Below are 11756 nucleotides of genomic sequence, written 5' to 3'. Positions count from 1 at the left end.
GCCCACCACAGCGCGGCCGCACACCCGGCGGCACCCACCGCCCCGCCGAGCACGCCGACCCCGCCGGGCAGCACCCTCGCGGGCCACTCGGCGATGGACGGATCGACGGCGGGCACGGGCCGCGCCGACGCGGGCCTCGGTGCGGTCCGACGGGCAGCGGTCCGCGGCTGCTCCCCCCTCCCCTGCCGCCGCCGCACGACCGCGGGCGACAGCGAGACCCCGGGGTCGTCCGGGTCGTCCCGGAAGAGGAGGTGGAGCGGGATCTCGGTGGTGGCCTCGCTGTGGATGATCCGCTGCGACCGGGTGGCGGGGTCCTGCTGTCCGTCGGGGTGGGATGGCTGCGGAGTCTGTGGCTCTGATGCCGCCGTCGCACTCATCCTTGCCTCCGCTTCATTCGTACCTCGATCTCACACGTAACCCGGTCACCTTCGTGCCCGCATCTCATCCGAGCCCCCTCACGAGAACAGCCGCCGCCACGTCTCGGGCCCCGGACAGCCGTCCGCCGCACCGCCCCGCCAGCCCTGGGCCCGCTGGAACGCCTCGACGTTCCGGCGGTCGCTCTCCGTCCAGCGGGGCCCCGGACCCTGGGCGTAGTGCTTGCCGAAGCCCTTCTTCACCAGTCGCCTGCCGAGCTTCTCGATGGACGGACTCGACTGGCCTGGGCGGAAGACTCCCCTGCCGGGGTACGCGGGCACCTTGCCGTGGGCGCCACCGGAGCCGTCGCCCGCTCCCATCCCCGCCCCCGCCCCCGCCGGGATGTCGCGGCCCTTGCCCTTCATCAGGTACGACCACGTCGTCGGGCCCGGCAGCCCGTCCGCGTCCGCACCGCTCCAGCCCTGCGCCCGCTGGAACGCCTGCGTGGCCCTGCGGTCCGCGTCGCTCCAGCGCGGTCCGGGACCCGTGCGGTAGAAGCGGCCGCCGCCCCGGCCGACCAGCGCCTTGCCGAGCCGGGTGACGTCCTGGTTGTCCGCGCCGGGGCCGAAGGATCCCGCCCCCGGGTAGCGCGTTCCCGTGCTCGGGCCCGAGCCGCCCGGAGCACCGTCCGTCACGCCCTTGTAGCGGTAGGGAAGATAGCGGCCCGCATTGCTCCAGTAGGCATAGGGAGTTGTCTGTTTCCGGGCATAGGGGCGGGCCTGTTCGTACGCCGTGTATCGCGTGCGCGACGCGTCCGTCCAGCCGCCGAAAATCGTCACGTGCGAACCGTTCTCGGGGTTCTCCGGATTGTGGAAGAGAAGGATGTCCCCGGGCTTCAGCTGGGCCTTCGTAATGCGGATCGCGTACGCCGAAAGGCTTCCCGTCCATTCATTGCCGCCGAGGTTCCAGGCCATCGAGACAAAGCCCGAGCAGTCCTGCCGGTATCCGTCGGACCAGAAGGCGTCCATGCTGTACGGCACCTTCGCGGCGACCCACTTCCTGGCCCGCTGCAGGATCGCGGCCCGCGTCGTCGCCCGCACCGCCGAGCCCACCGCCGGGCCCGGAGCGCCCGGAGCACCCAGCGCGCCCGGCGCTCCGTGCAGCGCGCTGGTCCCGCCCTGCGGGCCCGGCCCGTCACCTCCGGTAACGGCGGGACCGGCCGGAGCCTCCGCCGCCTTGGGCGGGGCGGGAGCCTCCGCCGCCCCCGGCGCCGCCACCGCCGGAAGCGCCTGTCCGCCGCCGAGCACCGTGCCCGCCGCCGCGGCGAGCACCAGGGCCCGGCGAGCCCCGTGTGCCGCGGGGTGGCCACCAAGACGTACGGGAAGTCCGAGAGCCATGTCCCGTCGCCGCTGAATACATCCGGGGCAGTCACAGTCGCTCTCGGGCTCGAATTCCTCGAATACCGGAGCACCGTCCATGCGATTCCCCTCACACTCCGCACAAGAATGTCCGCGTCGCATCTGCACGATCGTCAGTTTCTCAACTGTCCCGCGATATCGCATGTTGACGGTCCGAAAGGTGGATCCGCCGGCCGTCACCGTCTCCTATTCCCGCCCCCGCCGCTCCCGGACCGGTCGGGAGAATCCCCCGGCCCGCCGCCCGCGAGGCCCCCGGTGGTCCGGAGCACCCGTCGGCATCCGGTAGAGTTCTCCAGGTCAGCAGGCGCCGCTAGCTCAGTTGGTTAGAGCAGCTGACTCTTAATCAGCGGGTCCGGGGTTCGAGTCCCTGGCGGCGCACAGACAGCGAAGGCCCTCCGTTCACGCGGGGGGCTTTTGTCATGCCACCACTGGCACGGGTGCCGCTACCGTTGCGCCATGGCGCGCGACATCCAGGAGCGGATCAAGAAGCTCATCATCGACCGGCGGCTGCCCTCCGGCGCCTCCTTGCCCACCGAACCGGAGCTGATGGAACGCCTCGGCGTCAGTCGGAACTCCGTGCGAGAGGCGCTCAAGGCCCTCCAGGCGATGGGGATCGTAGAGATCCGTCATGGTTTCGGCACATATGTCGGACCCATGTCGATGGCGCCCATGATCGAGGGCCTCGCCTTCCGCACGGTGGCCGGTCACTATCGGGGCGAGGACAGCCTGCTCCAGCTCCTGGAGCTGAGGGAGGCCGTGGAGACCGGGCTCATCGCGCGCCTCGCGGGCCGCATTCCCCCCGCCGACCTGGCCGAACTGGACGCCCTCGTGGATCAGATGGACAGCGAGGCGACGGCGCAGGGCACGCGGAACAGCCGGGACGCCACCGTCCACGCCGAGACCGACCGCGCATTTCACGCCACTCTTTACCGGTGCCTGCGCAACCCGCTGCTCGGCGAGGTGCTCGAGGCGTTCTGGGACGCTTTCCACCGGGTACGCACCGATCTCGTGGACGTACCGCACGATCCGAAGGTCACCTGCCGCCAGCACCGCGACATCCTCGACGCGGTCCGCTCCGGGGACGCGGTCCGAGCCGAGCGGGCAATACGGGAACACTTCGGTAATATTCGAACGCGATTGAGCTCTCCCGCCCCAGAGGTTTCCCCAAATCGCTCGTATGACCGGTAAACACCTTGTTTCGCTCTTGCGATCATGGCTAGGGGCGTAGAACCTTGTGCTGGAGCCACTGGCTCTCATGAGGCAGGCGGTACGGGGCAGTTGGGGGGCCTCGCCACCTGCCGGGGAGAGCCGCGGGGACGGGGGTCTCGTTCATGAACGGATGCCTAGGGGGGCATCATGCAACCGGAAGGTTGCCGTCCCCGTCTAAGGGGACGGTGGCCTGCCACTGATGCGTCCGTGAAGGTCGAGGGGGATCGGAACGGGCGGAAGGACCAACGAACACGCGGGCGACCGCGTGCGGGGGGATGACTCATGACGTCGACGCCGACGGGCGCGCGGCCGGACGACCCGTCACAGACGACCCAACTGCGGGTGCCATCGCACCGGACAGGCGGGTTCCGGCGTATCAAGAAAGCGCTGCCGAGATACGACTACGAGCACTACAGCCGTCTCGCGGGGCCGCTCACACAGCCGGACCCGACCAAGCCGTACAAGGTGCAGTACCGCTCCCTGCTCTCGCAGGAGCCGCACCGGATCCGGGCCGCCCTGATGCTGGGGGCCGCGCCGCTGCTCTCGCTCGTGCTGCTCGCCTGGCTGCTCCAGCCGACCCACTGGACCGAGCGCGACTACGTGGCCAACGACTGGCTGCCGGTGCTCGACGTGGTCATGCTCGTCTCGATCGGCCTGATCGAGTTCTTCCGCTGCATGAACGTGCTGTCGAACGCGCACGCCACTCTCGTCGCCCGTGACCCGATACCCGTCGTGCCGGAGACCGGCACCAGGGTCGCCTTCCTCACCTCGTTCGTGCCCGGCAAGGAGCCGCTCGAGATGGTGACGAAGACGCTGGAGGCGGCGGTCAAGATCCGCCACCGCGGCCTGATGCACGTCTGGCTCCTGGACGAGGGCGACGATCCCGCGGTCAAGGAGGTCTGCCTGCGGCTCGGCGTGCACCACTTCTCCCGCAAGGGCGTCGCCAAGTGGAACCTGGCGAAGGGCCCGCACCGCGCCAAGACCAAGCACGGCAACTACAACGCCTGGCTGGACGCGCACGGCGACGACTACGACTACTTCGCATCGGTCGACACCGACCACGTCCCGATGCCGAACTACCTCGAGCGGATGCTCGGCTTCTTCCGCGACGAGAACGTCGGCTTCGTCATCGGCCCGCAGGTCTACGGCAACTACGACAACTTCATCACCAAGGCCGCCGAGTCCCAGCAGTTCCTCTTCCACGCCCTCATCCAGCGTGCGGGCAACGCCTACGGCGCCCCGATGTTCGTCGGTACGAGCAACGCCGTACGCATCAGGGCGCTCAAGCAGATCGGCGGTCTGTACGACTCGATCACCGAGGACATGGCGACGGGCTTCGAGATCCACCGGGCCACGAACCCGAAGACCGGCAAGAAGTGGAAGTCGGTCTACACCCCGGACGTGCTCGCGGTCGGCGAGGGCCCCAACGCCTGGACGGACTTCTTCACGCAGCAGCTGCGGTGGTCGCGCGGTACGTACGAGACCATCCTCAAGCAGTTCTGGAAGGCGCCGTTCTCGCTGCCGCCCGGGCGGCTCTTCAACTACACGATGATGGTCATCTTCTACCCGATGTCCGCCATGAACTGGATCCTGGCCGCGCTCAGTTGCGCGCTGTTCCTGGGCATGGGCGCCTCGGGTGTGAACATCGACCCGACGATCTGGCTGATGCTGTACGGCAACGCCTCGGCGCTGCAGATCGGCCTCTACATCTGGAACCGTCGCCACAACGTCTCGCCGCACGAGCCCGAGGGCTCCGGCGGTATCGCGGGCATGATCATGTCCGCGCTCTCCGCGCCGGTGTACGCGCGCTCGCTCCTGGACACCGTGCTGCGCCGCAAGAGCAAGTTCGTGGTGACCCCCAAGGGCGATTCGGCCAGCCCGGACACACTGTTCGGCACGTTCCGCATCCACCTGTTCTTCATCCTGGTCTTCGGTGGTTCGATGGCCGCCGCGTTCGTGTACGACCACTCCCACCCGGCGATGCTGATCTGGGCCACGTTCGCCCTGCTGATCACGGCCGCGCCGATCTTCGCGTGGCGCTGGGGCATGCGGCAGGACAAGAAGAAGCGCAAGTCGCATCGGGGGGCCGGGCCTTCGGGTCCGCCGTCCGGCGGCGGTGGCGACCCGATGGTGCCGCAGCAGCGCGACACCACCGCGGAGCTGCCGCAGGCGCCGTACGCACCACAGGCACCGCACGCGCCGCAGCAGAAGCCCAGCTGGGCGGCGACCGACCAGACCATGCAGATTTCCCTTGGGGGACGTAAGAAATGAAAGACCGTTCCAGCCGCCGCCGCGCCCGCCGCATCGCGATAGGCGCGGCGGTGGTCATAGCGCTGGCCGGGATGAACGGGCCGGCGCTGTGGCGCTTCGGGTCGGAGAAGTACCACGACTACAAGATCAACAAGCCGGAGTACAAGGCCGACAACGGCCACTGGCAGGTCGTGAACTTCCCCGAGGAATACCGCCAGAACACCATCCACGCGGCCCTTCTGCACACCGGCAAGATCCTCCTGGTCGCCGGGTCCGGCAACAACCAGAAGAACTTCGACGCCAAGAAGTTCGACACCCGCCTGTGGGATCCGGTCAAGAACACCATCAAGAAGATCAAGACGCCCGTCGACCTCTTCTGCACCGGCCACACCCAGCTCGCCAACGGCAATCTCCTCATAGCCGGCGGCACCCAGCGCTACGAGAAGCTCAAGGGCGACATCACCAAGGCCGGCGGCCTGATGGTGGTGCACAACGAGGACCCGGACAAGCCGATCACGCTGCCCGCGGGCACCAAGTTCACCGGCAAGAAGAACGGCAAGACGTTCGTCTCCAAGGACCCGGTCGTCGTCGAGCGCGCGAAGAAGGTGTTCGACAAGCAGACCGGCGCGTTCGTGCGCAACGAGCCGGGCCTCGGCCGGGTGTACGTCGAGGCGCAGCAGAGCGGCACGAAGCACGAGACGGGCACGCAGGACAACTACCGCGTACAGGGCCTGAGCGGCGCCGCAACGCGCAACACGTACGGCATCGCGCAGAAGCTCGCCCTGGACAAGAAGGACTTCCAGGGGATCAAGGACTCCTTCGAGTTCGACCCGGTCGCCGAGAAGTACATCAAGGTCGACCCGATGAACGAGGCCCGCTGGTACCCCACGCTGACCACGCTCTCGGACGGCAAGGTGCTCAGCCTCTCCGGCCTGGACGAGATCGGTCAGCTGGTCCCGGGCAAGAACGAGGTCTACGACCCGAAGACCAAGAAGTGGACGTACACCAAGCAGATCCGTCAGTTCCCCACCTACCCGGCGGTCTTCCAGCTGGAGAGCGGCAGGCTCTTCTACTCGGGTTCGAACGCGGGCTACGGCCCTGACGACGTCGGCCGCAAGCCCGGCACCTGGGACCTGGAGACGAAGGGCAGCTGGAAGGGGATTCCGGGGATGAGCGACCCGAACCTCCTGGAGACCTCCAACACGGTGGAGCTGCCGCCCGCGCAGGACCAGAAGTACATGGTGGTCGGCGGCGGCGGTGTCGGCGAGTCCAAGAAGTCCAGCAAGAAGACACGCATCGTCGATCTGAAGGCGGACAGCCCGAAGTTCGTGGACGGGCCCGAGCTGGAGAAGGGCACCCGCTACCCGCAGGCCTCGACGCTGCCCGACGACTCGGTGCTGATATCCGGCGGCTCCGAGGACTACCGCGGCCGCGGCGACTCGAACATCAAGCAGGCGCGGATCTACGACGCCAAGACCGGCGAGATGAAGCGGGTCGCGGACCCGGAGGTCGGCCGCAACTACCACTCGGGCTCGATCCTGCTGCCCGACGGCCGCGTGATGTTCTTCGGCTCCGACTCGCTCTACGCCGACAAGGCCAACACCAAGCCCGGCGAGTTCGAGCAGCGCATCGAGATCTACACGCCGCCGTACCTGTACCACGGCTCGCAGCCGACGCTGAGTGACGGTCCCAAGGAGATCAGGCGGGGTGCGTCGGGCACGTTCAAGTCGAAGCATGCCTCGTCCATCAAGACGGCCCGCCTTATTCGGCCCAGTGCGTCGACGCATGTGACGGACATCGACCAGACGTCGGTGGCCCTGGATCTGAAGAAGTCCGCGGACGGGGTCACGGTGACGATTCCGAAGGAGCGGAGCCTGGTGGAGTCGGGCTGGTACATGCTCTTCGTCACGGACGATCAGGGCACCCCGAGCAAGGCTCAGTGGGTTCACGTGCCGTAAGGAGCGCCCCGTAGGGGCGCGGGGCTGTATCAATTTGCGGCTCCGCCGCGTGGGCGTGAGCAACCAAAGAAAAGCCGCAGTCGCATCTGCCAGGTACCTCGGCAGATGCGACTGCGGCTTTTCGTGTGCTGAGCGCGCAGTTCCCCGCGCCCCTGACGGGGCGCTACCTACCGGGCCGCTTCCGCGAGGCCCACCGCGTACTCGGGCCACCACTCGCCCGCCTTGGGGCCGCCCCTGCACGTCCCGTCGGACTCGCCGGGCCGCTTGACCCACAGGTACGCGTCGACGAGCGGGTCGTCGGTCTTAGTGGTGGGCGCCTCGCCGAGCGCGCGGCCAGGAGGGTTGCACCAGGAGTCCTTGCCCTTGGTGTACGCGCCGTTGCCGTTGCGCGCGGTGTCGATGACGAACGGCTTGTCGCCGATCTTCGCCGAGAGCTTCTTGCCGAACTCCGTACTGGCCTCGGTGGTCTGGAAGTTGGAGACGTTCACCGAGAAGCCGTCGGCCTGCTCGACGCCCGACCACTTCAGGGGCTCCCAGAGCGAGTCCGGGTTCTTCCAGCCCGCGTTGCCCGCGTCCAGGTACACCTTGGTGTTCTTCAGGGACTTGAGCTTCTCGATGGCGCCCTTGAGCAGGTCGTAGCGCTCCTCGTGGAACTCCTCCGGCGTGCAGTTGTCGACCATGTGGAGCACCGCGTCCGGCTCCAGGATGACCGTGGTCTTCCGGTCGCCGATGCCCTTGGCGACCTGGTCGATGAAGGTGCGGTATTCGTTGCCGTCGGCCGCGCCGCCGCCCGAGTACTGACCGCAGTCGCGGTGCGGGATGTTGTAGAGGACCAACAGGGCGTCCCGGTCGGCCTTCTCCGCGGCCTCGGTGAAGCCGCGCGCCTGCTCCTCCGCGTTCTCCGGGACGATCCATTCGGCGACCGGCTGTTCGGCGATCTTCCGGATCAGCTCCGCGTCGTCCTTCTTGCCGTCCTCCTCGTACGAGGCGACCTGCTTGGCCGCGTTGCCGTCAGGGTTGACCCAGTACGGGTCGGTGCCCTTGGGCTGCTGCTTCACCGGCTGTCCCGACGACTCCTTGTCCTTGCCGGAGTCATCGGAGGAGCACCCCGACAGCAGCAGCGCAGCCCCCGCAAGCGCCGCCGCGGCCTTCACCCCCCTGGCCGCGAATCCTTGTCCGCAGCCGGTGCCTTTGTGGTACATCCACTCCCCCTTGGGTGCACTGTCCGATTCTCAATCCTGACATACGCACTCCCTGCCCACGAGGCCCGCCCGTCCGCTGCCGGGACCTGTTGGAGACCTGTTACAGCGCGCCGCCAGGGGGTAGACGCAGGCTGCGGGGTGGCCCTCCCGGGGAGGAGATCATGCCGGACCGAACCTCTGAACTACGCCTTGCGGAAGTCCTGGTGGAAGCCTCGGACACGCTGGCCGACGACTTCGATCCCGAGCACTACCTCAGCCGGGTCGCCGGCCACTGCGTGGAGCTGCTCGACGCGGCCGCCGCCGGGGTGCTGGTCGAGGGCGAGTGCCTGCCCTCCCTCGTGGCGATCGGTCACCCACGGCCGCTGGCTCTCGACCTGCTCAAGACCCAGCAGGGCGGCGGCCCGTGCGTGGAGAGCTTCGGAACGGGGCGGGCCGTACCGCCTGTCCGGCTCACGACGGCCGAATCGGCGCGCCGCTGGCCGGAGTTCACGGCACGGGCCCGGGAGTTCGGCATCGAGGCGACGTACGCGGTTCCGCTGCGGCAGCGCGACATGACGCTGGGGGCGCTCAACGTCTTCGTTGCCGACGCGCCCCACGACGGCTCCTCGGACGGCGAGTTGCGCCTTGCTCAGGCGATCGCCGACGCGGCCGCGGTCGGGCTGCACAACCGCCGCACTCACACGGAGTATCGAAGGCTCGTCGGTCAGCTCCAATCGGCCCTGACCAGCCGTATTCGAATTGAACAGGCCAAAGGCATACTCGCCGAGCGCTGGCACGTCGACGTGGACGAGGCCTTTGCCGCTTTGCGACGGTACGCGCGTCGAGAACGGCTGGTCATGGCGGTGGCCGCCACTTCGGTGATCGGAGGCTCGATCGACGATGCGGCGCTGCGCGACGGCTGGTCCGAACCATCCGGGGAAGGGCCCTGACATCCGCTGCCACCTGCGATGATCACAGAGGGGAAGCGGATCACAACATGGCGTCAATCGACCTCTAGGCTCCCGAGCCCATCCGTTCTAAAGTCATCTGCAACGGCCCAAGCCCCCGGCCAGACCGAACCGTTCCGCACCGTCGGGACGGCCTCCGAACCTCCCGCGCCGGCGCCGGGTTACTCCCGCAGCTCGTGCGCGCGCGGTCGAGGACCAGCCCGGTCGACGGCTCCGGGGGGAGCGGGCCGCCGACCGGGCCAGGTTGTTCGCGTACGAATGGTTCGGCTATGACCCCGTGCCGGTGAGGTAGGCGGACACCACCACATTCGCCGAGTACGTCTTGGTCGCCACGTCGAAGGTGCCGCCGCAGGTGATCAGCCGCAGCTCGGCGCGGCCCTTCTGGTGGGGGCCGTACGCCTTCCGCGCGTCGAAGCGGTCGCGGCTGAGCACCTGGACGTCGTCCACGGTGAACTCGGCGACCGAGCCGTCGTCGCGGGTCACCCGGACCTTCTCGCCGGGGCGCACGGCGCTGAGGTCGTAGAAGACCGCGGGGCGCGTCTCGGTGTCGACGTGGCCGACGAAGAGGGAGGCGCCCACCGCACCGGGGCGCGTCCCGCCGCCGTACCAGCCGACCGTGCCCGACCGCTCGAAGGGCGGCGGGTCGATCGCGCCGTCCCGGTCGAGGCCGCGGGCCACCACGGGCGCGCGCACGTCGAGCGAGGGTACGTCGACCCGCCGCGGCTTCGCGGGGGCCAACGGCTCGTGCGCGTCCGGGAGTTCGACGTCGAAGGGGCGGCCGACCGCGGCGACGTCGCCGGTCGTGGGGCCCGAGTGGCCGCCGCTTCCGTCCGTGATCTCGCTGCCCCACAGCCAGAGGCCGACTAGCAGCACCGCCCAGGCGACGCCGGTGAGGAGCCTGCTGGTGCCGGAGGGACGTTCGCCACTGGACATGTCACTCGGAGCGGCGCCGGCGGACGCTGCGGAACGCCACCGCCACGGCCGCGACCCCGGCGAGGACCAGGCCGATCACCGCGTGCCGGGTGCCGGGTCCCGCCTCTTCGGCGGTGACGGCCAGCTGCGCGGTGCCGCCGCCGCCCGCGCGGACCGGCGCCACGGGGTTCTGGTGGTGCTGCACGACCTGGACGGTGCCGGCGCCCTGGTGGGGGTGGCCGTCGCAGATGACGGTGACGTCGTACGTACCGGCGATACCGTTCTTGATCATGGCCGAGCCGTTGAGGGAGGACTTGTCGCCGTCACGGCCGGTGAGCTTGGCCTCCTCGGTGAAGGCCCCGGAACTGGCGGACCCCGTCGTCCCCTCACACCCCGTGACGCTCACCTCCACCCGGCTGCCGGGCGCGGTGCTGGACGGAGTGCCGGTGGCGTGCACTTTGCCCTGGTCATGGGCGTGAGCGGGCGCCGCGGCGGCGACGAGGGCGGCAGCCACGGCTATGCCACGCAAGGTGAGCGAGCCTCTACGCATCGTGAACCTCCTCATACGAGGTTCCCGCGCAGAGCCCCACCCCGCACCCTGATGCGGGGCAAACGGGTGGGCGGCCGGGAAAAATTCGCCGCGAAACGGCGCCTAGATCCGCTCGACAAGATCAGCGATGGAATCCACGACATTGGAGGGCTGGAAGGGATGCCGGTCAATATCAGCACGGGACGTCAGCCCGGTAAGCACCAGAAACGTCTCCATCCCCGCTTCCAGTCCGGCAAGGACATCCGTGTCCATGCGGTCACCGATCATCGCGCTCGTCTCCGAATGCGCCCCGATCGCGTTCAACCCGGTCCGCATCATCAACGGATTCGGCTTCCCCGCGAAGTACGGGTTCTTCCCCGTCGCCTTGGTGATCAGCGCCGCGACGGCCCCGGTCGCCGGCAGCGGCCCCTCCGTGGAGGGCCCGGTCTCGTCGGGGTTGGTGCAGATGAACCGCGCCCCGCCGTTGATGAGGCGTACGGCCTTCGTCATGGCCTCGAAGGAGTACGTACGGGTCTCGCCGAGCACCACGTAGTCCGGGTCGTGGTCGGTCAGGACGTACCCGATGTCGTGCAGCGCGGTGGTGAGCCCCGCCTCGCCGATGACGTACGCCGTGCCGCCGGGCCGCTGGTCGTCCAGGAACTTGGCGGTGGCGAGCGCGGAGGTCCAGATGTTCTCGACCGGGACCTCGAGGCCCATCCGGTTCAGCCGGGCCTGGAGGTCGCGCGCGGTGTAGATCGAGTTGTTCGTCAGGACCAGGAAGGGCTTGCCCGACTCCCGGAGCTTCTTGATGAACGCGTCGGCGCCCGGGATCGGGACGCCCTCGTGGATGAGCACGCCGTCCATGTCGGTGAGCCAGGATTCGATGGGCTTGCGCTCTGCCATGGGGTGCACTCCTGCGGTCTGCGATATGCGGGTTGCCTGAGGGGCGCCGGGACGCCGCTGTGCCGACGCCCCCC

At 68.8% G+C, this 11756-nt stretch carries 9 protein-coding genes, 1 tRNA gene and 1 pseudogene; 5 read left to right on the top strand and 6 right to left on the bottom strand.

All coding sequences use genetic code 11. The features are described from left to right. Both E2651_RS19195 and E2651_RS19190 read right to left on the bottom strand, forming a co-directional pair. A pseudogene (locus E2651_RS19195) lies at positions 1 to 377 on the bottom strand (SPFH domain-containing protein); the annotation flags it as partial. A gap of 78 nt (positions 378 to 455) precedes the next feature. Next, positions 456 to 1832: a peptidoglycan-binding protein gene (locus E2651_RS19190; RefSeq protein ID WP_135332401.1), complete on the bottom strand. Its 1377-nt coding sequence runs from the start codon at positions 1830 to 1832 to the stop codon at positions 456 to 458. A gap of 244 nt (positions 1833 to 2076) precedes the next feature. Between E2651_RS19190 and E2651_RS19185 the strand changes: the two genes are divergently transcribed. The 4 genes from E2651_RS19185 (at position 2077) to E2651_RS19170 (ending at position 7189) form a co-directional block, all read left to right on the top strand. Next, a tRNA-Lys gene (locus tag E2651_RS19185) sits at positions 2077 to 2150 on the top strand. 78 nt (positions 2151 to 2228) lie between these two features. After that, positions 2229 to 2960 carry a FadR/GntR family transcriptional regulator gene (locus tag E2651_RS19180; RefSeq protein ID WP_135332400.1) on the top strand — a complete coding sequence of 244 codons (732 nt, stop codon included), beginning with the start codon at positions 2229 to 2231 and terminating at the stop codon, positions 2958 to 2960. Positions 2961 to 3263: 303 nt separating this feature from the next. Continuing rightward, positions 3264 to 5252 carry a cellulose synthase catalytic subunit gene (locus tag E2651_RS19175; protein ID WP_135332399.1) on the top strand — a complete coding sequence of 663 codons (1989 nt, stop codon included), beginning with the start codon at positions 3264 to 3266 and terminating at the stop codon, positions 5250 to 5252. After that, positions 5249 to 7189 carry a kelch motif-containing protein gene (locus E2651_RS19170; protein WP_135332398.1) on the top strand — a complete coding sequence of 647 codons (1941 nt, stop codon included), beginning with the start codon at positions 5249 to 5251 and terminating at the stop codon, positions 7187 to 7189. Before E2651_RS19175 ends, E2651_RS19170 begins: the two co-directional genes overlap by 4 nt. Before the next feature lie 167 nt (positions 7190 to 7356). Here the strand turns inward: E2651_RS19170 and E2651_RS19165 are convergent, their stop codons facing one another. After that, positions 7357 to 8391 carry a glycoside hydrolase family 6 protein gene (locus E2651_RS19165; protein ID WP_135332397.1) on the bottom strand — a complete coding sequence of 345 codons (1035 nt, stop codon included), beginning with the start codon at positions 8389 to 8391 and terminating at the stop codon, positions 7357 to 7359. 161 nt (positions 8392 to 8552) lie between these two features. Between E2651_RS19165 and E2651_RS19160 the strand changes: the two genes are divergently transcribed. Then, entirely contained in the window at positions 8553 to 9320 is a 768-nt protein-coding gene (locus E2651_RS19160; RefSeq protein WP_135332396.1) for an ANTAR domain-containing protein, read from the top strand. A gap of 285 nt (positions 9321 to 9605) precedes the next feature. On the opposite strand, the gene E2651_RS19155 is transcribed toward E2651_RS19160, so the two are convergent. The 3 genes from E2651_RS19155 to E2651_RS19145 all read right to left on the bottom strand — a co-directional run bounded on the left by E2651_RS19155 (position 9606) and on the right by E2651_RS19145 (position 11682). Beyond that, entirely contained in the window at positions 9606 to 10271 is a 666-nt protein-coding gene (locus E2651_RS19155) for a class F sortase (RefSeq protein ID WP_135332395.1), read from the bottom strand. Position 10272: 1 nt separating this feature from the next. Beyond that, complete coding sequence (locus tag E2651_RS19150; RefSeq protein WP_135332394.1) at positions 10273 to 10800, bottom strand: hypothetical protein; 528 nt, start codon at positions 10798 to 10800, stop codon at positions 10273 to 10275. Positions 10801 to 10902: 102 nt separating this feature from the next. Then, entirely contained in the window at positions 10903 to 11682 is a 780-nt protein-coding gene (locus E2651_RS19145; protein ID WP_135332393.1) for an HAD-IIA family hydrolase, read from the bottom strand. Between the last annotated feature and the right edge of the window lie 74 nt (positions 11683 to 11756).

Origin of the sequence: Streptomyces sp. MZ04 (assembly GCF_004684775.1) — a bacterium.
Classification (GTDB): domain Bacteria; phylum Actinomycetota; class Actinomycetes; order Streptomycetales; family Streptomycetaceae; genus Streptomyces.
The sequence above is the reverse complement of the archived record's forward strand: the minus strand, read 5'-3'. Positions and strand labels throughout refer to the sequence as shown.